This window comes from Nonomuraea sp. N2-4H (genome assembly GCF_045291505.1).
GTDB classification, from domain to species: domain Bacteria; phylum Actinomycetota; class Actinomycetes; order Streptosporangiales; family Streptosporangiaceae; genus Nonomuraea; species Nonomuraea fastidiosa.
Genome location: NZ_CP147987.1, coordinates 2434846 through 2457267 on the forward strand (window position 1 = coordinate 2434846; position 22422 = coordinate 2457267).

At 71.4% G+C, this 22422-nt stretch carries 23 protein-coding genes and 1 pseudogene; 8 read left to right on the forward strand and 16 right to left on the reverse strand.

Going from position 1 to position 22422, the window contains the following annotated elements; genetic code table 11:
* Nucleotides 1–44: 44 nt before the first annotated feature.
* Nucleotides 45–1583 carry a polysaccharide lyase family 1 protein gene (locus WBK31_RS11065; RefSeq protein WP_378789821.1) on the reverse strand — a complete coding sequence of 513 codons (1539 nt, stop codon included), beginning with the start codon at nt 1581–1583 and terminating at the stop codon, nt 45–47.
* Nucleotides 1584–1994: 411 nt separating this feature from the next.
* Here WBK31_RS11065 and WBK31_RS11070 point away from each other — a divergent pair, with 411 nt between their 5' ends.
* Nucleotides 1995–2339: an STAS domain-containing protein gene (locus tag WBK31_RS11070; RefSeq protein ID WP_364067956.1), complete on the forward strand. Its 345-nt coding sequence runs from the start codon at nt 1995–1997 to the stop codon at nt 2337–2339.
* 12 nt (nt 2340–2351) lie between these two features.
* Here the strand turns inward: WBK31_RS11070 and WBK31_RS11075 are convergent, their stop codons facing one another.
* From WBK31_RS11075 to WBK31_RS11085, 3 genes are read right to left on the reverse strand one after another with little or no spacing between them, the layout of a single operon-like run.
* Complete coding sequence (locus WBK31_RS11075) at nt 2352–2510, reverse strand: hypothetical protein (RefSeq protein WP_378789820.1); 159 nt, start codon at nt 2508–2510, stop codon at nt 2352–2354.
* Complete coding sequence (locus tag WBK31_RS11080; protein ID WP_378789818.1) at nt 2492–2854, reverse strand: hypothetical protein; 363 nt, start codon at nt 2852–2854, stop codon at nt 2492–2494. Before WBK31_RS11080 ends, WBK31_RS11075 begins: the two co-directional genes overlap by 19 nt.
* A gap of 28 nt (nt 2855–2882) precedes the next feature.
* On the reverse strand, nt 2883–5384 hold the full coding sequence (locus WBK31_RS11085) for an amidoligase family protein (protein ID WP_406674760.1): 2502 nt from the start codon (nt 5382–5384) through the stop codon (nt 2883–2885).
* 1573 nt (nt 5385–6957) lie between these two features.
* Here WBK31_RS11085 and WBK31_RS11090 point away from each other — a divergent pair.
* Nucleotides 6958–7500, forward strand: coding sequence for a hypothetical protein (locus WBK31_RS11090; protein WP_378789816.1), 543 nt, complete (start codon nt 6958–6960; stop codon nt 7498–7500).
* Nucleotides 7501–8160 carry a hypothetical protein gene (locus WBK31_RS11095; protein ID WP_378789814.1) on the forward strand — a complete coding sequence of 220 codons (660 nt, stop codon included), beginning with the start codon at nt 7501–7503 and terminating at the stop codon, nt 8158–8160.
* A gap of 219 nt (nt 8161–8379) precedes the next feature.
* On the opposite strand, the gene WBK31_RS11100 is transcribed toward WBK31_RS11095, so the two are convergent.
* From WBK31_RS11100 to WBK31_RS11125, 6 genes and pseudogenes are all read right to left on the reverse strand, one after another.
* The gene (locus tag WBK31_RS11100; protein WP_364067953.1) at nt 8380–8595 is read right to left on the reverse strand and encodes a hypothetical protein; all 216 of its coding nucleotides are present in this window, start codon (nt 8593–8595) and stop codon (nt 8380–8382) included.
* A 424-nt stretch (nt 8596–9019) separates the two neighbouring features.
* A pseudogene (locus WBK31_RS11105) lies at nt 9020–9151 on the reverse strand (S-adenosylmethionine--2-demethylmenaquinone methyltransferase); the annotation flags it as partial.
* 21 nt (nt 9152–9172) lie between these two features.
* The gene (locus WBK31_RS11110; protein WP_364067952.1) at nt 9173–9940 is read right to left on the reverse strand and encodes a DUF899 family protein; all 768 of its coding nucleotides are present in this window, start codon (nt 9938–9940) and stop codon (nt 9173–9175) included.
* A gap of 93 nt (nt 9941–10033) precedes the next feature.
* Nucleotides 10034–10516, reverse strand: a complete 483-nt coding sequence (locus WBK31_RS11115) for a CoA-binding protein (RefSeq protein ID WP_364067951.1) — start codon at nt 10514–10516, stop codon at nt 10034–10036.
* Complete coding sequence (locus WBK31_RS11120) at nt 10513–11871, reverse strand: O-acetylhomoserine aminocarboxypropyltransferase/cysteine synthase family protein (protein WP_364067950.1); 1359 nt, start codon at nt 11869–11871, stop codon at nt 10513–10515. Before WBK31_RS11120 ends, WBK31_RS11115 begins: the two co-directional genes overlap by 4 nt.
* On the reverse strand, nt 11868–13088 hold the full coding sequence (locus tag WBK31_RS11125) for a homoserine O-acetyltransferase (protein WP_364067949.1): 1221 nt from the start codon (nt 13086–13088) through the stop codon (nt 11868–11870). Before WBK31_RS11125 ends, WBK31_RS11120 begins: the two co-directional genes overlap by 4 nt.
* Before the next feature lie 79 nt (nt 13089–13167).
* Here WBK31_RS11125 and WBK31_RS11130 point away from each other — a divergent pair, with 79 nt between their 5' ends.
* The 3 genes from WBK31_RS11130 (at nt 13168) to WBK31_RS11140 (ending at nt 15523) form a co-directional block, all read left to right on the forward strand.
* On the forward strand, nt 13168–13716 hold the full coding sequence (locus WBK31_RS11130; RefSeq protein WP_364067948.1) for an OsmC family protein: 549 nt from the start codon (nt 13168–13170) through the stop codon (nt 13714–13716).
* Nucleotides 13717–13754: 38 nt separating this feature from the next.
* Complete coding sequence (locus WBK31_RS11135; protein WP_406675477.1) at nt 13755–14969, forward strand: FAD-dependent oxidoreductase; 1215 nt, start codon at nt 13755–13757, stop codon at nt 14967–14969.
* 245 nt (nt 14970–15214) lie between these two features.
* Nucleotides 15215–15523, forward strand: coding sequence for a YbaB/EbfC family nucleoid-associated protein (locus WBK31_RS11140; RefSeq protein ID WP_364067947.1), 309 nt, complete (start codon nt 15215–15217; stop codon nt 15521–15523).
* 165 nt (nt 15524–15688) lie between these two features.
* Here WBK31_RS11140 and WBK31_RS11145 read toward each other — a convergent pair whose 3' ends face one another.
* The 4 genes from WBK31_RS11145 to WBK31_RS11160 all read right to left on the reverse strand — a co-directional run bounded on the left by WBK31_RS11145 (nt 15689) and on the right by WBK31_RS11160 (nt 18923).
* Nucleotides 15689–16639 carry a hypothetical protein gene (locus WBK31_RS11145; protein WP_364067946.1) on the reverse strand — a complete coding sequence of 317 codons (951 nt, stop codon included), beginning with the start codon at nt 16637–16639 and terminating at the stop codon, nt 15689–15691.
* 10 nt (nt 16640–16649) lie between these two features.
* On the reverse strand, nt 16650–17051 hold the full coding sequence (locus tag WBK31_RS11150; RefSeq protein WP_406674761.1) for a hypothetical protein: 402 nt from the start codon (nt 17049–17051) through the stop codon (nt 16650–16652).
* 229 nt (nt 17052–17280) lie between these two features.
* Nucleotides 17281–18294 (reverse strand): NADPH:quinone reductase, encoded by a 1014-nt coding sequence (locus WBK31_RS11155; RefSeq protein WP_364067943.1) that lies wholly within the window; start codon nt 18292–18294, stop codon nt 17281–17283.
* A gap of 26 nt (nt 18295–18320) precedes the next feature.
* Nucleotides 18321–18923 (reverse strand): LLM class flavin-dependent oxidoreductase, encoded by a 603-nt coding sequence (locus tag WBK31_RS11160; RefSeq protein WP_364067941.1) that lies wholly within the window; start codon nt 18921–18923, stop codon nt 18321–18323.
* 102 nt (nt 18924–19025) lie between these two features.
* Between WBK31_RS11160 and WBK31_RS11165 the strand changes: the two genes are divergently transcribed.
* The gene (locus WBK31_RS11165) at nt 19026–19400 is read left to right on the forward strand and encodes a helix-turn-helix domain-containing protein (protein ID WP_364067939.1); all 375 of its coding nucleotides are present in this window, start codon (nt 19026–19028) and stop codon (nt 19398–19400) included.
* A 123-nt stretch (nt 19401–19523) separates the two neighbouring features.
* On the opposite strand, the gene WBK31_RS11170 is transcribed toward WBK31_RS11165, so the two are convergent.
* The gene (locus WBK31_RS11170) at nt 19524–20474 is read right to left on the reverse strand and encodes a teichoic acid biosynthesis protein C (protein WP_364067937.1); all 951 of its coding nucleotides are present in this window, start codon (nt 20472–20474) and stop codon (nt 19524–19526) included.
* 224 nt (nt 20475–20698) lie between these two features.
* Here WBK31_RS11170 and WBK31_RS11175 point away from each other — a divergent pair, with 224 nt between their 5' ends.
* Nucleotides 20699–22204 carry an alkaline phosphatase D family protein gene (locus WBK31_RS11175; protein WP_406674762.1) on the forward strand — a complete coding sequence of 502 codons (1506 nt, stop codon included), beginning with the start codon at nt 20699–20701 and terminating at the stop codon, nt 22202–22204.
* Here WBK31_RS11175 and WBK31_RS11180 read toward each other — a convergent pair.
* On the reverse strand, nt 22188–22325 hold the full coding sequence (locus tag WBK31_RS11180) for a hypothetical protein (protein WP_364067933.1): 138 nt from the start codon (nt 22323–22325) through the stop codon (nt 22188–22190). The genes WBK31_RS11175 and WBK31_RS11180 overlap by 17 nt on opposite strands.
* Between the last annotated feature and the right edge of the window lie 97 nt (nt 22326–22422).

Sequence of the window (22422 nt, forward strand, 5' to 3'; positions counted from 1 at the left end):
CGGATCGGTGCGGGGGCCGCCGCGCGGGCGGCCCCCGGAGGGCGTCAGGAGGCGTAGGTCTCGTACTCGGCGACCCTGGGGGTGCCGTTCGAGCCGGTGATCCTGAACGTGATCTTCTTCAGGGACGTCGGGGTGAAGCTGATCGTGCCGGCCCCGGTGCCGGACTTCAGCACGGCTCCGTTGTCGGCGTTGATGAGCTGCCACGACCCGATCACGCCCGTCGCGCCGGACGCCTCGCGGATCACGACCCTGCCGACCGTCGTGGCCGAGCCCCACTTGATCGAGATGTCGCCCGTCGAGCCATTTGGCGACCAGTACGTGCTCATGTTCCCGTCACGCACGTTGCCGTAGCTCGTGCCGCCGGCCTTGCTCGACCCGTCGGAGCCCGCGCCGATGCTCAGGTTCGTGCCGGTGGGCGGGTCCGTGGGATCGGTCGGCGGATCCGTGGGGTCGGTGGGCGGGTCGGTCGGGTTGGTCGGGGTGCAGTTGCCGTCCGAGACCTGCAGGCCCTTGTTGGCGCCCGCCGTCCTGCTCACGATGTCCGGCACGCAGCTCGCGCCGTCGAGGCGGTAGGAGTAGGGGACGCTGACGCTGGTGTTGGACTGCGGGTCGGGACCGGCCGGGTTGTGGTCGTCGTCGCGGGCGCCCCAGGTCACGTTGTCGAAGATGTTGCCGCTGACCTGCCAGTAGCCGGCCTCGTCGGTGTAGAAGGTGCCGAGGACGTCCTTGGAGTCCTCGAAGTAGTTGTTGTCCACCTTCGCCCGGCCGCCCGCCCGGGAGTTGATGCCGGACTCGTTGATGTTCCGGTAGTGGTTGTTGTACATGTGGGCGATCCCGCCCCGCAGCAGCGGCGTACGGGAGTCGATGTTCTGGTACAGGTTGTGGTGGAACGTCACGTTGCCGTTCGAGCGGTCGCTCTCGCTGGAGCCGATGAGCCCGCCCCGGCCGGAGTTGCGCAGGATGCTGTACGACAGCGTCACGTACTGCGTGTTGTTCTTCATGTCGAACAGGCCGTCGAAGCCCTCCGGCTCGCCGCCCGACGCCTCCAGCGTGACGTGGTCCACCCAGACGTTGCGGACGTCCTTCTCCATGCCGATGGCGTCGCCGCCGTTGGAGGTGGGCGAGCCCGACTTCTTGACGTTCCTGACCGTCACGTTCTGGATGATGATGTTGCTGGCCTCGCGGATGTGAATGCCGATCTGGTCGAAGACCGCGCCGCTGCCGACCCCGATGATCGTGACGTTGCTGATCTGCTTGAGCTCGATCACGCCGTCCGCGGTGTTGCAGCTGCCGCCGGACACCTTGCTGGTGTTGCCGTGGTTGATCGTGCCCTCGACCTGGATGGTGATCGGGGTGCTGCTGCTGGCCCGGCTGCACAGGGCCTGGTGGATCGCGGTTCCCGTGGTGGCGCGCACGGTCTGCCCGCCGGCCCCGCCGGTGGTGCCGCCGTTGGCGGAGGCGAAGCCGGTGGCGCTGCCGGCCGCGGCCGACGCCTGCATCGCCGTCACGGCCGTACCGGCCGCCGCGGCCAAGACCGCCGCGGCGAGTGCCGCGCCGGCGCGTAACACGACTGCTCGTCTCATGCTCGTCCCATCTCGTCGTCCGATGCCGGCTGCTGCCCGCAGCCGGTCCTGCTGGTCCGGGCACGACGGGATGACCCGCCGACCGGAGTCCCCCCAGCGAGTGCGCACCGCTCACATGAGTGAACACGTCCGTGTTGGTGGAAGTAGCGCCACCGTAGGAAAGCGCTTTCCGCCTGTCAATGAGCGATGAAACTTTCATCCGGCGGGTACGGGCGGGGCTGCCGCGTCCTCAAATCGGATATTTCGTCAAATTTCCGGCAGTCCTCGGCCTGGATTGCTTAGCTCGCCCGGCATCCGGGAAACCGGCGACTACGCTGAAGAAACCGAGGACCTGCGAAGCACCGGCGCCCGCGCCGGCGCCGCCCCCGGAGTGACCCCGCCCACGTCCAGCCCGTCCGAGGGGGTGTTCTCATGAGGGTCATCGACACCGCCCCGCTCGGCGTCGCAGGCAGCAGCCAACCGACCGTCCTGCGCATCTACGGAGACATCGACCTCTACACCAGCGCGACCCTGCGCGAAGAACTGCTCAGCGCGCTGCACTACAGCAACAGCCTGCTCGTCCTCGACCTGTCGGAGGTGACGTTCTGCGACGCCGCCGGTCTCGCCGTGCTGGTCGACGTCCAGCAGCGCGCCCGGCCGATGGGCATCACGCTCGCGCTGGCCGAGCCCCGCCCGTTCATGGTGCGGCTGCTGCGCATCACCGGCCTCGACCGGGCGCTGCCGACGATGAGCCGCGTCCCGCCGAGCGCCGCCTGACCCCGCCCTCTGTCAGCGGGCGCCCACCGTGATCACGCCCGCCCTGTGCAGGCTGGTGAGCAACGTCCAGTCGTCGGCCGGGTCGAGCCAAACCTGCAACTCTTGCGGTCCCGACGGCCGCGGCAACGTCCCCTCAGGCCGGTAGAAGGACGTCACCAGGACGAGCGGCACGGGCGCCGTCCACTCCTCGGGGCCGGCGGCTCGTGCCGTCCGCCCAGCAGCACCGCACGTTCGCTCTCATCGCATTCGCCCAGCCGCCCCACCGCGAGCCGCGCCTGCAACCGGGCCTGCGCGTCCAGCGCGAGGCGGAGCCGCGCCGCCGCGCGCTCGGCGCCCTCGCCCATCTCGCCGTAGCCGGGGATGAGCATCCCGACCAGCTGGGCCGGCTCGTCCGCGTAACCCCGCAGCGCGCCGTCGGCGTGGATCATCTCGTAGCGGTACGGCCGGCCGTCCGCCTTGCGCGGCGCGGGCGGCGGATCCTGCGCGGCGGGGACGTTCCGCACGATCACGGCCATGGGCGCACTCCTCCGGATGCGGGTCCGGTCATGGTTCCATCCGGTACGGGCTCCAGCGCGTGATCGCGTACAGGGCGGTGAGCTGCTCCTTGTCGGATGCCCGCCAGAACAGCTCGTCCATCAGCAGGCGGAAGGAGAGACTGCCGGCCTCGGTGAGGTCCGGTGCGGAGCCGAGGCGGCGCAGCGCTGCGTGGCTACCCGCAGGCTCCCGCCGGCCCGCGTTGGGCGACAGGCCCAGGGCCGCGGTGCGGAAGGCCGCCTCGACCAGGGCGAGCGACACCTTCACCTGCGCCTGGATGATGGCGGGGTCGAGCGAGCCGTCCCACATGCGGAACTCGACGTGGTCCCGCCTGGATCCGTTCACGGCCGACAGGTTCAGCGCCGCGTGGTGCTCGTGCGTACTGCGTACCAGCTCGATCGAGTCGTATCCCTCGGCCGGCGGCGTGCTCGGAATGCAGTACCCCAGCCCTCGATGGTCCTCATGCTCAGGGTTGTGGCCGAGCCGGTAGAGCGTGTCGCCGTGGTGGTCGGCGTACTCGGCCACGCTGACGAAGTTCGCCACGAGGTGATCGTAGTCTCCGGCGCTCACGTGCACGTGCCCGCCGGTCTCGCCGGTCGCCAGGCCACCGTGAGCGCGGATGATCTCGCAGGCGCGGCGGAGGTTCTCCCACGTCTCGGGCTCGTCGTACAGGATCGGCGAGACCAGCTCGCCCGACACGGTGCTGTCCTCCTCCAGCCGCCACAGGCCGCGCCCGCCGTTCCGGCCGGTCCGGTAGCCGGTCTCGGCCGAGGTGTGGTACGCATGCACGTCGGCGTCGCCGGTAAGACCGGCCTTGTGCAGTTCCTCCGCGATGGCCGTCAGCGATTCCCCGGGCGGCAGGACGAACTCGATCTCCACGCCGAACCCGCGCCCGCCGTCCCTGGCGCCCAGGCCCGCGGTGGCGTCCTCGTACATGTACGGGATCACCGGCTCGCCGCTCTCCGCACGCCGCGCCGCCGCCTCGTAGGCCCGCAGGTAGGCGGGGAAGTCGTGGGTGAACGACACCTCGGGAGCCCTCGGCAGGCGCTGCCACGCCTGGACGCGGGCCTGCAACGACTCGAGGTACAGCTCGTCCATCCCCGGATCGGGCGACCACCACAGGGTGGAGCCCGGCCGCAGGAAACGGCGCAGCCGGGAGCCGCCGCGCAGCTTCTTGCGCGCCTGTTCGTACTCGGCCGCCGCGGCCTTCCTGGCCTCCCTGACGGCGGAAGGCGACAGATCGTGCAGGCCCGGAGCGATCGTGCGCGGGTCGCGCAGGCCAGGAGTGGTCACGCTTGAGTCGTGCGGGCCGGTGGCGGTGGCGTGCGGGTCGTGCGGGCCGGGCTCCGTCGCGCTTGGGTCGTGCGGGCCGGGCTCCGTCGCGCGCGGGTCCGGCGCGGTGGGCGGCTGCAGGCGTCGCAGCGCGTCGATCACCTGCTCGCGATCGACCGGGCCGAACACATCGAACCCGTTCCGCACCGCCTCGGCCCCGCGCGCCATCAGCTCGCCCACGTCGTAGCCGTACCCGGCGCGGTCGGCCAGCCGCCGCAGCGGCTGGAACGTCCAGATCGGCCGCGCCGGCTCAGGACCCGCGAGCTCCGCCAGCCTGGCGAGCACCCGCACCGCGTCGTCGTCCGACGGCGTCAGGCCGTGCTCGACGGTGAGCCGCAGGCCGTTCCACAGGTAGGGGTCGTGCGCCTTGTGCGCGATCAGCACGTCGGCCAGCTCGCGGGGGTTCGCCGCGCCCGCCGGGTCCGCGCCGTGCTCCTGCGCGTCCCTGACCAGGCGGAACACGTGCGCGACGGAACCCGCCAGGCCGACCTCGTGGGCCAGCGTCTCCATCGGCAGCGGGGCGGACGGCCGGGCGGTGGCCCGTTGCGGGAGAATCCTGATCATGGCGCCGAGCAGCCGGATGCCGGCGTCGTCGAGACCGCGCAGCCCGTACGTCTCCTGACCGCGCAGGCCCTCCCACCACGTCGGGTCCTCCTGGTAGAAGCGGCGCAACGCGTCGTGGAACGCCTGCGGCCCGTCCGCCCGCGGCGGCAGGTGGCCCTGGTCGTACGCCTCCCGCACGACCGGGAGCAGCTCGGTGATGTTGCGGAGGCCGTAGGCGAGCAGCACGGGCGTGATGAACGCCTTGTAGGTGTTCCTGTCGTCCGGGGTCACCATGATCTCCGCCAGGACCCCGGCCGCGCGGGCCTGCTCCGGGGTTCTGACGGAGAACGCGGCGTCGTACCGGTAGCCGAGCCAGCGGTGATGATCGGCCGGGTAGGCGCGGTCGAGCACGTCGATGAGCTCGAACCTGTCGCGTGCCGCCTCGGGCTTCAGGCCCTGGCGTTGGGCGTCTTGGTAGAGCTCGATGAGGGGGGTGATGGCCAGGCGGGTGCCGAAGAACCTGTCCGCCAGGTCCTGTATGGCCGTCTTCGGATCTCCGTCTGCGACGATTTCGCGCAGCGTGCCCAGGACGGCCGCCGAGGTGTCGTCTTGGTTCGCCACGAAGAGCGACCGCATGAGCCGCCGCCCGCTCTCGACCAGGGCCGGGTCGGCGGCGGTGGGGTGCGCGGCTGCCGGTTGCGCCGCCTCCGATCGCGGCGCCGCCGACTGTGGCCCTTCCGGTGACGGGGCTGCCGGCTGTGGCCCTTCCGGTGATGGGGCTGCCGGCTGTGGCGTCTCCCCTTGCGATGCTTCCGGCTCTCCCGGGGCGAGGGCCGGGGTTGTGGGGTTCGGCCCTTCCCGTTCCGGAGCTTCCGACTGCGGCGCGACCGACTGCGGTGCTGCCGAGTCCGCTGTGGTGGGGGCCAGGGTGCTTTGCGGCTCGGAGGCGTCGTCGGTCTCGCCGCTGAGCAGCCGCTCGATATGGGAGAAATCTTCGCTGGTGCCGACCTGGCTGCCGGAGTGCTGGTCGGGACCGACCTGACCCTCGGCGTCGGGGCGGACACCGGGGTCGGGCTGCATGCCGGGGTCACGGCGGTCGGCGGGATTGGGCTGTGCGCCGGGCTCGGGGCGGTTGCCGGGGCCGGGGCGGCCGTCGGTGTCGGGTTGAGCGCCGCGGTCGGGGTCGGGCTGGGCGCCGGGCGTCCAGCGGTGGACGATCGCCGCCGCTTCGGCGAAGGTGCGCGGGTGTGGCGCGGCTATCGGCGAGTACCCCTCGCTGAGCGCCGTGTCCCAGACCTCGCCGGGCGACGCGGACGCGTGGTGCCGAGCCGGACCGTCCGCAGCCTGGTCAGGCTCGGCGGTTACGGGAACGGCGGATGCGTGGCCCTGCGCAGGACCGTCCGCTGCCTCTTCGGGCTCGGAGGCGGCCTGGTCGGCGGCGCCCGTACCCGCTGGTTCACTCTGGCGGGCCTCGTCCGAAGCCCGGCGCGCATCGGCCGGCCTGTGCCTGCCGGGAGTCTCTGGGCGGAGACTGTACGGTGCCTGCACTGCCTGACCGGTGGCCTGGCCTTCGTCGAGCGGCCCCTGGGCGGGCGGGGTGGTGGAGTGAGGGCCGGTGAGCGGCTGCGGCCGGCCTGGCGGGAGCGGGCCGGCAGGCTCGCCCGCCGTCACCGTCGTGTTCGGGCTGGTCGTGTGCCCCGTCGGGGCGTCGGTCGTGGCGACGGTCGGTCTGCCCTCGGCGGTCGAACCCCCGGTTGCGGTGCTGGGCGGTGTGCTGCCGGTGTGCGGCGCGGGCGTCGTGCTTGCGTGCGGCTCCGGAGAGGTCCTCGGCTGGCGGGGTTCGGGCCCCGGCTGCTGCGGCTCGGGGCTGCCGGGCTGCGGCTGGTTGTGCAGGTTGGCTTGAGGCGAGGGGCCGGGGCTCGCCGAACCCTGGCCGGCGAAGTCTGGACCGGCAGAACCCTGGCCGGTGAAGCCCTGACCGGTAGAACCCTGGCCGGTAGAACCTTGAGCGGTGGGACCTTGAGCGGTGGGGCCTTGACTGGTGGGGCCTTGGCCGGTGGTGGGTGGGGGAGTGGCGGCGATGCCGGGTGCGGGCGGGCGGCCGGAGCCGGTTCCAGAGGTTCGGTCAGGAGTCTGGTCCGGGTTCGGGTGGCCGAGGCCGGGGGCGGACGGCTGGCTCGGGGTGTGACGGCGCGGCGAGGAGTCGGCGTTGGGCAGATCGGCGCCCACGCGGAGGGTCGCGCTGGACGAGCCCGCCGTGGACGTACGGGAGGTCGCGCCGGACGACGACCCCACCGTGGACGTCATGTTGGAGGAGCCACCCGTGGACGTCGTGCTGGACGGACCCACGGTGGCCGGCACCGTGGCCAGGTCCGGAGTGCGGACGTTCACCGTGGCGTGGGACGGGTTGGCGTCAGGGCCGGTCGGCGCGCCGGTCGAGGCTGCGGTGGTTCCGGTCGCGGCGGCCCAGGCGGCGGCGTGGGCGGCGTCGGTCCGGTTGGCGGCGGCGTACGCGGAGGCCAGCGTGGTCACCGGGTCCGCCAGAGCCAGGGCCACATCCGGGCTGAACGGGCTGATCGTCCCGGTACGCCCCACACCACCCATGAAGGCGCCCACCATGGACTCGGCGGTGAACGGGTTCGACCACTGCCCGTACACCAGCCCGTTGCCCACGAAGCCGCCGACCGGCGACGCGATCACGTTCGTCGCACCCGTCGTCAGCGCCCGCCCGGCGAACCCCGGCATCACCTGAGTGACCCGCGAGAGCGGCCCCGCCACCACCGAGCCCGCCGCCGCACCGGTCCCGCCACTCAGCCCGGCAACGGCCAGCTGCTGCCAGTCGAAGCCGTTCCTGGTGCCCATCTGGTTCTGCTGGAGCTGGGCGACGAATTCGATGAAGAACTCCTCACCGACCTCCTCCACCAGCTCCCTGCCGAACGGCGAGGCCAGCAGCCGCAGCACCAGAGCCTTCCCGGTCGGGCCGCTCAACGCCGCCACCTTCGCCAGGTGGGCCGCAGTGACCTTCTGCCCGGCAGCGGCCACCAGCTTGGCCAGGATGCGGCTGATCGCCGCGCGTGCCGCCGCCGCGTACGGACCGATCAACGGCGTCGAGACGCCCGCGCTGAAGAACGCCGCCAGCAGCGTGATCGCGATCGCGGTCACCGTCACCCAGAAGGCCACGTTGATCGTCAGCTTCGAGTACTGCGTCTGCACCGCGAAGTTGCTGGCCTGCACCGCGTATGCGCGCGCGTTGTTGCCGACCCCCGAGATGCCGCCCTTGTTGCCGTACAGCTCACGCGCCCGGCCCGCGAACGTCGCGGTCGCCGGCGTCGCCCACCCCGACACGATCGTCCGCACCGCCAGGCCCGCCGGCTCGGCAGACGACATAGAGCCGTCCGACAGCGCCGCGTAACGGCGCGCCAGCTCCGACAGCCCGGCCTCGCTGGCCTCCGGCCACTTCTGACCGGCCGACAACATCGGAATCAGCCAGTGATTCACCCAATCCGGCAGCGACTCGCTCTCCCAAGCAGGCTGAACGTCGCTGTCGATCCGGACGATCTGGTCCCCGGCGAAGTACCCGCCAGGGGTCTGGATGTTCGGGCCCCCCGAGTGCGCCGCCATGAACCGCCGTTCAGACTTCCCGCGTCATTCGGGTCAGGCCGTGCCGGATGTCGGCGTCCGTCTGCAACGTGCTGTCGATCGCGGCGCGCAACCGGTCAGCGGCGTCCAGCGTTTCCCCCGTTCGCCGTGGCAGGCTCCGGCCGGCCTCCTCGCCGGTCGCGGGCCGGGCCGACATCCGCCGCTCCATCACCGGTTCGGCGATGGCGCCCTGCCGCTCCTCCGTCACCGGCACCTCCCATGTCCTGCACAAGCCGGGCCATCACGATCTTGCGCCGCCGTCCGACCATGAACCTCGAACGAATCGGCGTCTCGGCACTTCGGAAACTTCTATCACTCGGACCACAAAAAACGCTGGGAGAATGCCCCGAAATGGGGGTTTTGCCCCGTAACTCTGCCGAATTGTGACGCGCTGTTCCCCGAGCGTCGTGCGGTGAGCCCGCCCGCCGGAGCGCCGCGTATGGTGCCGTCACGCTGATGGCCGCCGCCGCCGCGGCCGGCTCGCCGCGCCGGGCGGCCGTGGAAGGCTCGATGGCCCTGCCCGCCGCAACGGGCCCGGTCGGCACATTCGGTGATCTACGTTGTAAAGGCCGGGGCGCTCAACCTCGCGTCACCAGGATGCCGTCGTCGTCGGAGAACAGCTCGGCCCCTGGCCGGAAGCTGGCGCCGCCGTCCACCACCAGCACGCGCCCCTCACCGGGCTCCGACAGCACGGACTTGAGCAGGGCGTTGGCCTCGTGGCAGCGCACGGTCACGATCCGGCCGGAGAAGGCGCGGCGGCCGCCGGATGGCGCGGCCGGCGAGGGTCAGTGGTAGGTGCCGTGGCGGCCGAGGGTGGTGACGGGGGTGGCGCCGGGGCGGGTCCACTGCGCGGTGGGGCGGCTGGTGGGGCCCCACGTGGAGTTCCCGTCGGCGTCCGTGCGCCAGTACCAGCAGGCGTGCCGCCCCTCGGGCCAGCCGTCGGGCTTGTCCTCCCAGGTCTCGCCGCGCCCGTACGGCGTCATGTCGAGCAGCGCCATGGTCGGGTTGGCCGGTTCGGTGCCGCGGCCGGTCGTGGAGTAGGTGAGAAAGGTGCGGTCGCCGTCGCGCAGGTAGCTGGTGAGGTAGCCCATCGGCCCGCCGGCAGGGCCTTCGATGTCGCGCACGGAGTACCAGGGCTGGGTGTAGCCCATGAACGCGACGTACTCGGCGACCTCGTCCCACGCGCCGGTGGTCACGATGGCGAAGGAGACGCCGCGCGCGTTGAGGTAGACGGCGTCCCGCAGGTGCCAGGCCGTGGTGGTGCAGCCCTCGCACTGGCCCTGCGGCGGCGCGCCGTCGTACCACATGTGCTTGTAGACGATGAGCTCGTCGCGCCCCTGGAACAGCTCGATGAACGGGACCGGGCCGTCGGGCCCGGTCACCTCCACGGAACCGTCGAACTCCACCATCGGCAGCCTGCGGCGGGCGGCGGCGATGGCGTCGCCCTCGCGGGTGTGGGCCTTCTCGCGGAGCAACAGCTCGTCGCGGGCGGCCTGCCAGGTGGCCAGATCGACGATGGGCGGGCGGCCGGTGCCGCCGGGCGTGGTGGTCACGGTGTCCTCCGGTGTGTGTGTCCAGGTAGGAGCCTCCTACCCGCACCTGGACAGACCAGAGACCCGCGGGAAACTCATCGGAGCCCGGACCGGCTACTGCAGCCCCGACCGCACGGACGTGATGCGCTGGGTGTTAAAGCCGAGCCAGTGCATGCGCCCGACGTAGCGGGCGTGCTCGACCTTCAGGCACCTGTCCATGATCACGGGCAGGCCGGCGTCCTCGGCGATCCGCGCGCCCTCCTCGTTGATCACCCCGAACTGGCACCACAGCGCCCCCGCCTTGACCTCCACGGCCTCGCGGGCGATGCCGGGCAGGGCGTCGGGCGCGCGGAAGACGTCGACGAGGTCGATCGGCACCGGCACGTCGGACAGGCTCGGGTAGCTGGTCTCGCCGAGGATCTCCTTCTCGCGCGGGTTGACCGGGATGACCTGGTAGCCGTGGCGCTTGAGGTAGTAGCCGACGAAGTTGCTGGGCCGCAGCTCGTTGCCGGACAGGCCGACGATCGCGATCGTGCGGGTGGCGTGCAGCACCCGCTGGATCGTCAGCGGGTCCTGGTAGCGCGCGAGGTCGGTCATGCCGTCTCCTCCTTGCCGATCGTCGCGGCGACGCGGGCGAAGCCCTGCTCGAGGTCCCAGATGAGGTCGGCGACCGACTCGGTGCCGACCGACAGCCGCACCGTGCCGGGACCGACGCCGGCGGCGGTCAGCTCGTCGTCGCTGAGCTGGCGGTGAGTCGTGCTCGCGGGGTGGATGACCAGGCTCTTGGCGTCGCCCACGTTGGCGAGGTGGGACCAGAGCGTCAGGCCGCTGATGAGGCCCTGCCCGCCGGCCCGGCCGCCCGCGCAGTCGAAGGAGAACACCGCGCCCGCGCCGCGCGGCAGGTATTTGTCGACCAGCGGCTTGTACGGGCTGCTCGGCAGGCCCGGGTAGGTGACCTTACAGGCCAGCTCGTGCCCGTCGAGGAACTCGGCGACCGCGAGCGCGTTCTCGACGTGCCGCTCCATCCGCAGCGACAGCGTCTCCAGGCCCTGCAGGAACAGGAAGGCGTTGAACGGCGACATCGCCGCGCCCAGGTCGCGCAGCGTCTCGGCGCGCAGCTTCATCAGGTAGCCGTACATGCCGAACGTCTCGTGGAAGCGCAGCCCGTGGTAGGCGGGTGACGGGTCGGCGACCACCGGGAAGCGGCCGTTGGACCAGTCGAACGTGCCGGCCTCGACGACCACGCCGCCGATGCTGGTGCCGTGGCCGCCGATGAACTTGGTCGCCGAGTGGACCACGATGTCGGCGCCCCACTCGATCGGCCGGCACAGGTACGGCGTGGCGAACGTGTTGTCCACGATCAGCGGCAGCTCGTGCTCGTGGGCGATGCCGGCCACGGTCTCGATGTCGAGCACGTTGCCCGCCGGGTTGCCGATCGTCTCGGCGAAGAACGCCTTGGTGTTGGGGCGCACCGCCGTGCGCCAGGCGTCGGGGTCGTCGGGATCGACCCAGCTCAGCTCGACGTTCATCTTGCGCAGCAGGTGCTTGAGCTGGTTGACGGTGCCGCCGTACAGGGCCGATGAGGACACCACGTGGTCGCCGGGCTGCAGCAGCGTGAACAGGGCGGCCGCCTGGGCGGCGATGCCGCTGGCGAAGGCCACCGCGCCGCTGCCGCCCTCCAGGTTGGCCACCCGCTCCTCCAGCACGGCGACCGTCGGGTTCATGATCCGGGAGTAGGTGTTGCCGTACTCCTGGAGGTTGAAGTACGCCGCGGCGGACTCGGGGTCCTCGAAGACGTAGCTGGTGGTCTGGAAAATCGGTACGGCACGCGCTCCGGTGTTGGGATCGGGCCGCTGCCCGGCGTGCAGCTGCCGGGTCTCGAACCCGAACGCGCGGGCCTGCTCTTGACGGGGGTGTTGCTCGGTCACCAGGGCCTCTTCCTCGACGTTCACCCGGCCCCGCCACGGGCAAGGAACCGGCGGATGATGGGCGTCTGTCGCGCTTCTTCCAGCAGGAAGCAATCGTGGCCGTACGGCGCGTCGATCACTTCGAACTCTACCGGTTTGCCCAGGGAGCGCAGCGCCTGCTCGATGTCCTGGGACGCCGACGGCGGGTAGAGCCAGTCGGAGCTGAAGGCGATCAGCAGCGTCCGCGCGCGCACGTGCTCCAGCGCGCGTTCGAGTGAGCCGCCGCCGTGCTGGCGCGCGAGGTCGAAGTACGTCAGCGCGCGCGAGATGTACAGGTAGGTGTTGGCGTCGAAGCGCTTGACGAAGGAGTCGGCCTGGTGGCGGAGGTAGCTCTCCACCTCGAACTCGGGCTCGGTGATCGTGTAGCGCAGGTCGTCGGAGAACTGCAGCCGCCGGCCGAACTTGTTCTCAAGCGCGGGCCCCGACAGGTAGGTGATGTGGCCGACCATGCGTCCGACGCCCATGCCGGCGTCGGGGGCGCGGCCGGTGCCGTAGTAGTGGCCGCCCTGCCAGGCCGGGTCGCGCATGATCGACTCGCGGGCGATCGCGTTCCATGCGACGCCCTGCGGGTGCAGCGCGTGGGTGCTGGCGATGACCACGATGGAGTCGACCTGGTCGGGATAGCTGACCGCCCATTCGAGCGCCTGCATGCCGCCGAGCGAGCCGCCGGCCACCGCGGCGAGCCGCTCGATGCCGAGCGCGTCGAGGAAGGCCCGCTGGGTGCGGACCATGTCGCCGACCGTGATGACGGGGAAGCCGGAGCCGTACGGGCGGCCGGTGGCCGGGTCGATGGAGGACGGGCCCGTGGTGCCGCGGCAGCCGCCGAGCAGGTTGGTGGAGACCACGAAGTAGCGGTCGGTGTCGAACGCCTTGCCGGGGCCGATCATGCCGTCCCACCAGCCGAGTGCCTTGGCGCTCGCGCCGTCGCGCTCCTCGGCGCCGAACCCGTCGCGGGTGCCCGCCTCGGGCGGCGCCTTGGCGATGCCGGCCGCGTGGGCGTCGCCGCTGAGCGCGTGGCAGACGAGGATGACGTTGTCGCGCTCGGGGGAGAGCGTTCCATAGGTCTCGTAGGCCACCCGCACGGGGTGCAGCTGTGTGCCGCAGTCGAGCCGTACGGGGTCCGGCAGGTCGAGATAGTGCGTCTCGACGACGCCCACGGAGCCGGCCTGGCCGGTCGCGGGCGTCCTTGCTGGCTGCGACATGACGCTTATGCTAGCCGCCACGCCAGGTATATGGTCAAATACCTACCGGAAAACCGGGAACTGCTGGAAGGGCGAAGGTATGACCACGGTCAGCAACGGTGTCAACGTGCAGGCACTCCTTGAGGCGCGCGACGCGTTGAAGGGCGCGCCCGAGGCCGCCCAGTTCGTCTGGAAGGCCACCTCGAAGTGGCAGAACGGCGTGCACAGCACGATCACCGTGAAGGAGTTCTACGGTCTCGGCGAGGAGCGCGCCCACCGTAAGGAGTCCGTCTTCGACGCCGACCACCCCGAGGTCTTCGCGGCCGAGGACAACGGCATCACCCCGATCGAGTACCTGCTCGTCGGCCTGGCGAGCTGCCTGACGGCCGGCGTCGCCTCCGTGGCGCAGAACCGCGGCATCCAGCTCCGCTCGGTCGAGGCCAAGCTCGAAGGCACCCACGACATCCGCGGCATCCTCGGTGCCGACAGCGACGTGCGCAACGGCTTCAACGACATCAAGGTGACGTTCAACATCGACGCCGACGCCTCCCGCGAGGACATCGAGGCCCTGGTCGCCCAGTCGCAGAAGCGCTCGGCCGTGTTCGACGCCCTCACCAACCCGACGAACGTCACCGTCGAAGTCGCCTGAGGGAGCCGGCCATCATCGAACGGGTCACGACGGTCGTCATCGGCGCGGGGCACGCCGGCCTCGCCGCCTCCTGCTTCCTGGGCGCGCGCTCGATCGATCACGTGGTCATAGAGCGCGGCGAGGTCGCCAACTCCTGGCGGCGCGAGCGATGGGACTCTTTCCGGCTGCTCACTCCCAACTGGCAGAGCCGCCTGCCGGGCCTGGCCTACGACGGGCCCGACCCCGACGGCTACATGACCACGAAGGAAGTGACGCAGTTCATCGAGCGCTTCGCCGCGCTTGCCGGAGCGCCCGTGCGCACCGGGACGACCGTCACGTCCGTACGTCGCTCCGGCGACGGCTACCACGTGACCACGGACCGCGGGGAGATCGCCTGCCGCACGGTGGTGATCGCCAGCGGTGCCTGCAACCTGCCGTCGGTTCCGTCCTTCAGCGAGGCGGTGCCGGCGGGGGTGCGTCAGATCACCCCGTACGAGTACCGCGAGCCCGGCCGGCTGCCCGACGGGGGCGTGCTCGTCGTGGGCGCCTCGGCGACCGGCGTGCAGCTGGCCGCCGAGGTCCGCGCCTCCGGCAGGCCGGTGACGCTCTCGGTGGGCGAGCACGTCCGGCTGCCCCGCACCTACCGCGGGCGCGACGTGCTGTGGTGGATGGACGCCTCCGGCGTATGGGACCAGCGCTACGACGAGCTCGACGACCTGACCAGGGCGCGGCGGCTGCCGTCGCCGCAGCTCGTGGGCACGCCCGAGCGGGCCACGCTCGACCTCAACGCGCTCACCGACATGGGCGTCGAACTCGTGGGTCGCTGGGCCGCGGTACGCGATGGCAAGGCGCTGTTCTCCGGCGGCCTGCGCAACGTGTTCTCGCTCGCCGACCTGAAGATGAACCGGCTGCTCGGCACGTTCGACGAATGGGCGCGCGAGAGCGGCCGCGACGGCGAGGTGGGGCCGGTCGAGCGGTTCGAGCCGACCCGGGTGCCCGCGTCGGCTCGCTGGCAGATCGACCTCGGCAGCGGCGAGTTCAGCACGATCATCTGGGCGACCGGTTTCCGGCCGGACTACCGGTGGCTCGACGTGCCGGTGCTCGACGAGAAGGGTCACCTGCGTCACGACGGCGGGGTGGTGGACAGTCCGGGGATGTACGCGCTCGGCCTGCCGGTGCTGCGGCGGCGCAGGTCCACGTTCATCAACGGGATCGAGGACGACGCCCGCGAGGTGATCGCCCATCTCGCCGACCACCTGGCCGGACGGCTGTGACGGAGGCGCCTCGTGATGGGGGCGCCCCGTGACGGGGCCGTGACGGGGCCGGCCGTGACCGGGCGGCCGTGACGGGGCCGTGACGGGGCCGGGCGGCCGTGACGGGGCCGTGACGGGGCCGGGCGGCCGTGACGGGGCCGACCGTGGGGTCTGTGCCCGTGCGTCGGGGACGTCCACCCTCACACCCGCTATATCCCGATTTTTACCCATTGCCACCTATATGGGTGATCTGTAAATAATGCGGGATGGCAGAACGTGATCTACGGACCGGCGACCTCGAGCTCGACCGGGTCATGGCGGAGTTCCGGGCGAACTCCCGCGAGTTCTCCGACGTCATGGCCCAGGTCGGCGAGGTCACCGGCGAGGCGGCGAGTCGTGACGGCAAGGTCCGCGTGCGCGTCACCGCGACGGGCCAGCTGACCGGCCTGCACATCGACCCGCGCGCGATGCGGATGGGCTCGCAGGAGCTGGCCGACGTGATCCTGGACGCGTCGCGGCGGGCGACGGAGGACGCGGCCCGCCGCCTCATGGAGGTGACCCGCCCCTACCTGTGACCCGCCGGCACCGGTGACGCGGGACCCGCGCCGACGAGCGCGGCCCGCGCCCGGTGGCGAAGGTCCCGCACCCGGGTGGCGTAGGCCCGCGACCCGGGCAGTGCAGGACCCGCGCCCGGCGATGAGGCCGGCGTCCCGGCGTCGAAGGTGCGGCAGGCCGGCGCGTCACAGGCGCGGGATGAGGCTGCGGGTGCCGTGCACGATGAACTTCTGGTACATGTCCTCCTTGGTCAGCCCGTGCTCGGTGCCCGGCAGCGGGTTGTCGCCGTGCTGGACGTCCAGCGTCATCGAGTACGCGGTCGAGGCCGTCAGGCGGGGCAGGAAGTTGCCGGTGTTGAGCGTCACGCCGTTCGGCAGCTCCACGTTGGTGGCCACGGCGCGCAGCCCGGGCACCTTGGCCATCAGCGCGGCGCCGCCGTCCACCACCCCGTCGAAGACCATGTTGGCCACGAAGTTCTCGCGGAACGTCCGGAGGTTGTGGTCGAGCGACTGCACCTCGTTGCCCGACATGTCGGTCTTGATGCCGCCCAGCTTGTTGATGCCCAGGGGCAGCAGCACCTCGCCCGAGGCGTAGAGGGCGCTGTCGGCCACCCAGTACGCGAACGCCGGCAGCAACATGGTGACGAACCGCTTCGCCGTGAACATGAGCAGCAGCGCCTGCCGCTTCATGATCGCCTGGAACAGCTTCCAGGTGACCACCTGGTAGCCGATGGTGTACATCATGTCCACCGTGAGGATGTAGCACAGCACCCTGAGCGCGTGGTTGACCTTCTCGATGACGTCGGCATAGGCGCGGCAGGCGTTGGCGGCCCGGCGGTACTTGAGCGAGACCGCCATGACGGCCGGACCGAAGTCCTCGTTCCAGAACCTCGTGAACTCCTCGACGGCGGGGCCGCCGTTCGCACTCCACACCTTGGCGGCCTCTTCGCTCGCCGCGCGGAACTGCTTGTCGATGGCGTCGGCGATCTCGTCGAGGATGTCGGCGGCCTCACTGATCTTCTGGGGGTCGCCCTCCAGGTAGGAGATGCCGAACAGGAACTCGGGCGCCAGGATGCCGGCGGCGCCGGCGCCCGCCATGCCGCCGAGGGCGACCTTGGTCGCGAGCCCGATGGGCACGTGCCGCTCCTCAGTCTCGCTCGACGGGGGTGGACGGCACGGGGATCTCATCGTCGCCGCGGTGGGCGAACTCGATGAGGTTCTTCAGGTACGCGTTCTTGTCGATCATGCTGGCCCACTCGGCCGTCTTGACGTTCGTGCTCATCGCCACGACGCCCTGCCCGATCGCCTTGTACGACTCCGCCAGGTTGCGCAGCGCCTGGTCCAGGTCCTCCAGGGCGTTGTTGAATCCGGGGTGGCCCTCCGTGCCGTGGCGGAAGATGCGCGCGGCCTCGTCACTGTCGGGGTTGCCGAAATAGGGGAGCAGCGGCTCGAGGTCCCCCCGGGTCCGGCTCACGGCCATGGCGAACTCGATCGCTCCGTCGTGGATCTCCAGCCCGCTGTTGCGCATGACCAAGTGATCGATTCTCACGTGACTCCTCCCGCGTGACGCCTGGGTGGCCAGTCTCTGCACCGTTCATTTCGACCAGATGACCATTCGGTTGCCGTTGCGTAGGCGAAGGTGCGAACGGGACGAATGATGATATTTCCGGTGTGCGCTTGGGGGCGGTAAGCCGGGGCGCCGCCACCGCTCGCCTTGCCGCACTGCCGCTCGGCGGGACCGGTACGGGCGAAGGCGGCGCGCGGACACCACCCAGACGTCAGGCGGTGGGGTCGACGATCACCTTGCCCACCGCGCCCATCTGGACGGCGTCCTGGGCCGCGCCCGTCTCGGACAGCGGGAAGCGGTGGATGGGCAGGCCGTGCTCCTCGCCCGCGCCGAACGCGCCGTCCCGCAGCGCCGCGGTGACGTCGTCCGCCGCGGCGGCCATCCGCGCGAAGTCGGTGAAGAGGATCAGGAACTGGTAGCGGACGTCGAGCCGGAGGTTGCTGAGGATGTCCAGCTCGATCGTGGGCCGGTCGTCGGCGTAGACCGCGATCGTGGCGCCGTTCTTGATGACCGCGAGGTCGAGGTCCTTGTTGTGGGCGATGGCGACCTCGACGACGATGTCCACGCCCTCGGGGGCCGCCGCGCGGATCCCGGCCACCGGGTCGCCCTCGCGGTAGTTGACCACGTGGTGCGCGCCGGCGGCCGTGGCCAGCGCCGCCTTCCCGGGGCCGCTGACCGTGCTGATCACGGTGGCCCCGGCCCAGCGGGCGAGCTGGATCGCGGCGTTCCCGACGGCGCCCGCGCCGCCCGCCACCAGCACGGTGCGGCCGTCCAGCGCCTTCGGGGCCAGGCGGCGCGGCCCGTTCTCGGCGACGGTGAGCGCCCGGTGCGCGGTGAGCGCGGGCACTCCCAGCGCCGCGCCCAGCTCGTACGAGGCGTCGTCCGGAAGCGGCCGCACCTTGGAGACGGGCAGCACGGTGTACTCCTGCGCGGTCCCGGTGAGGTGGCCGAAGCTCGCCGCCATCACCCACACCCGGTCGCCGGGCGCGAACGTCTCGACATCGGGGCCGACCGCGTCGATCACGCCGGCGCCGTCGTGGTGCGGGATGACCTCGGGGTACTGCATCGGCCAGCCGGGCGTGGAGCGCGACCGCCAGTCGGTGGGGTTGACGCCGGAGGTGAGCACGCGTACCCGGACCTCGCCGGGCCCCGGCTCGGGCACGTCGCGCTCGATGAGCTTCAGCACGGACGGGTCGCCGATCTCGCGGTACAGGATGGCTCTCATCTGTCTCTCCTCGGGGATGTGGCGGGTCAGGAGCCCGCAGGGTCGATGGGGAAGTTGTCGCGGAACAGGCCGGTCGGGTCCCAGCGGCGCTTGAGCTCCCGCAGCCGCCGCAGGTGGCCGGGCGGGAAGGCGCGGGCCAGGGCCTGCGGTCCGGTGTCGGTCTCGCAGCTCAGGTACGCGCCGTCGAATGTGGCGGCCCGGCCGCCGCCGTCCTCCGCGCGGGCCTCGGCGACGCGTTCGCGGATCTCGGGGGCGATCTCGCGGGCGAACCGGCGCAGCTCGTCCGGATCGTCACTGGCGACGATGAACACGCGCACCCCGTCTTCGACGGCGAGCCTGGCGAGGTCCTCGGCCTTGTCGGCGGGGGTGACGTTGAGCAGGCGGGTGATGGCGCGCGGGTCGCGGCCCGCCCGGGTGGCGGCCTCGCCGATGACGCGGTTGCCGCGGGCGAGGCCGCCCGGCTCGAGCCGGGGCAGGCTGGGCAGCCACCCGTCGCCCTTGCGGCCGATGACGCGCTGCATGCGCGGCTTGAACGCGCCCAGCCAGATGGGGATGTCGTGCGCTTGCGGCCGGTCGGCGATGGGTGTGACGAAGCTGCCGGAGCGCAGCTCGTGACCGTAGTCGGGCATGGCTCAAGGCTTGCCGACGCCCGCGAGACCGCACAAACGCCCGGTAACCGACTTACGAAAAGTAAGTACGCAGATTTCTGGGAACCGACTTACGCTGGGTAAGTGACCATCCCGAGAACGTACGCGCCGCGCACCCTGTGGGACCACAGCGACGAGGCCGAGTGCCGCCGCGCCGGTCGCGCGATCGAGGTCGTCGGGCAGCGCTGGGCCCCCGGCGTACTGCTCGCGCTGGCCAGGGGCGCCGAGCGGTTCACCGAGATCGCCGCGTCGGTCGACGGCATCTCCGCGCGCATGCTCACCGTCCGGCTCAAGCAGCTCGAAACCGCCAAGCTGGTCGAGCGCACGGTCATCCCCACGACCCCGGTCTCGGTGCGCTACCGGCTCACGCCGCGCGGCACCGACCTGCTCGCCGCGATCCGCCCCATCGCGGATTACCTCCAGCGGTGGCCGGACGTCGGCACGGACCCACCGGAGTAAGGGCACGGACTCACCGGAGTAAGGGCGTGGACTGGCCGGGGTGAGGGCGTGGACTGGCCGGGGTGAGGGCACGGACCCACCGGAGTGAGGGCCGGTCACGCCCGGCCCTCACCGGCGAACGGGTCAGATCATCTGGCTCTTGTAGAAGATGCTGGCCAGCCGGGCCCCCGCCACGCCCGAGGCGAGGCCCAGGCACAGGCGCGGCTGACCGCTCGCGATCTGGATGCCCATGCCCTCGGGCTCGCGGAAGTCCAGCGACCGGCCGGCCTCGGTGCGGGCCCGCTGCACCTGGGCGCCGGTGCGCAGGTCGAGGCAGGTGATGTAGGTGTTGCCCGGCGGGGGATTGTCGTCGCTGTAGGCGGTGCCGGTCAGGAAGTAGACGAAGTTGCCGTACGCGGCGTACCCCTGGAAGGTGCCGAGCCCGGACGGCTGGGCGATGTGGAAGATCGGCTCGTAACTGCCCGCCTTGACGTCCGCCAGGTTGTAGGCCGCGAAATGGAAGGTGCTGCCGTCGTAGTAGCGCATGACCAGCCGGTTGGTCGACGGGTCGATCGTGCAGGTGACGTTGCGCACGCCGGGGATCGGCGTGTGCTTGGTGAGCGCCGACGACGACGTGGTGAGCGTCTGCCCGTTGACGAACTTGAACCGCGCCAGCCTGGTGCCGCGCGAGCTGTCGCCGTCGCTGACGCCATCGGTCTCCGTCCACATGTACGCGCTCGAGCCCGACGGCTCGACGCCGAACTGCACGCCGTGGCCGAAGCCCATGAGGTACATGTGACCGAGGATCGAGCCGGACAGGCTGAGCTTGGTCAGGCAGAGGTCACCGGCCGCGTTGGAGCCGGAGCCGTTCTTCACCTGGAGCGTGTAGATGTGGCCGTTGCGGTTGTCGAAGGCGAAGGACTGCATGACGGTCTCGTCATACAGCGGCTTCTTCCAGATGAGCGAGGTCGATGGGGCGGTGAGCTGGAATCGGCCTTCGGCGGCCGCGGCGGGCTCGGCCGCCAGCGCGGCGGCGGCCGCCGCTCCTGCGCCGATGGTGAACAGGTGCCTGCGGGAAACGTTTACAGGAAGCATGCGTGACGGTCACCTTCCTCAACAGCCCAGGCTGGGCGCGCACTTGGGGGTAAGGCGCGCCGTCAGGTTAACACCGGGGTGTCAGGTAGGCGAGGGTCTTGTGTTACTGCCGTAACATCACCGACATAATCCGCCGTACCGGGTGATCCGGATCTGCTCTTTGCCTGGTGGCTGGCGTGTCATCGTCCGCATAGATGCCGATCGCGGCGATCATGCTTGCTGTGTTGAGCAGGAGATCCTTCCTGGCGGCCGGGCTCACCTCGGGCCTGCCGTCCCTGGTGCCGTCGGCCGGCTTCGGCGAGCCGTTCACGCTCGGCATCGCCAGCGGCGACCCCGATCCCGGCGGGTTCGTGCTGTGGACCAGGCTCGCGCCGGAGCCGCTGGCCGAGGACGGGTTCGGCGGCATGCCGGACACGCCGGTGCCGGTCGACTGGCAGGTCTTCGCCGACCCGGCGGGCAAGCGCGTCGTCCGCAGCGGCACCCACCTCGCCGTACGCGAATGGGTCCACAGCGTGCACGTCACCGTGACGGGCCTGCGGCCCGGCCGGCCGTACTGGTACCGCTTCAAGGCCGGCCCGTACGTCTCGCCCATCGGCCGGGCGCTCACCGCGCCCGCGCCCGGCACGACCGGCACCCCGCTGCGCATGGCCGTCTGCTCCTGCGCCAACTACCAGCACGGCTACTTCACCGCGTACGCGGCGCTCGCCGCGGAGCGTCCCGACCTCGTGGTGAACCTCGGCGACTACATCTACGAGCAGGGCAGCGACCACCTGCTCGGCCCCGGCGGCAACGTCCGCGACCACGGCGGCCCCGAGGCCATGACGCTCACCGACTTCCGGCGCCGCCACGCCCTCTACAAGACCGACCCCGACCTGCGGGCCGCCCACGCCGCCGCCCCGTGGGTGGCCGTCATGGACGACCACGAGGTGCTCAACAACTGGACCAACCTCATCCCCGCCGTACGCCGCGCGGCCGCCTTCCGCGCCTACTACGAGCACATGCCGCTCCGGCCCGCCGCCCGCCCCGGCGGCACCGCCATGCAGCTCTACCGCCGCCTGCGCTGGGGCGGCCTGGCCACCCTGCACGTGCTCGACACCCGCCAGTACCGCGACCCGCACCTGTGCGGCGCCGGCTTCCACGACTGCCCGGCGCCCGACGGGCCCAGCAGGACAATGCTCGGCCTGGACCAGGAGCAGTGGCTGCTGGACGGCTTCCACCGCTCGCGCGCCCGCTGGGACCTGGTCTGCCAGCAGATCTTCTTCGGCCAGCGCGACCGCGACCCCGGACCGGGCCGCCTGGTGCGCCAGGACGCCTGGGACGGCTACACCGCCGCCCGGATGCGCGTCAGCGAGGGCTGGCTGCAGGCGGGCGCTCGCAACGTCGCCGTGCTGACCGGGGACGTCCACGCGCACTGGGCGGGCGACATCGTGCTCGACTACGACGACCCGGCATCGCGCCCGATCGGCGCCGAGCTCGCCGTCACCTCCATCACCAGCGGCGGCGACGGCCGCGACATCGACCCGGCCACCGATGCGCTGCTGAACGGGAACCCGCACCTGAAGCTCCACCTGAGCCACCGCGGCTACCTCATGGTGGACGTCACCATGACCACGCTGACCGCCGCCTTCAAGATCGTGCGCTACGTCAGCCGTCCCGGCGCGACCGCCGAGACCGCGGCCACGCTCGCCCTGCAGGACCGCGTCCCCGGCCTGGTCACGGCTCTGGCGTGAGGAGCACCTCGACGGTGCGGCGCGCGTTCATCGCCCGCCGGTTGGCCGGCACCGCGCACAGCCCGGCCGCGCCGTCGCCGGCGACCACCACGGTCGTGCCCGGCTCCACGGCGGCGGCCACGCGGCGGCCACCGCGTCCGGAACGTTGGCCCGTTCCAGGGGGTTCGCGGACGCGCGCATGACGATGGGTCTGCCGCTAAGATCACCCGCTATTGCCT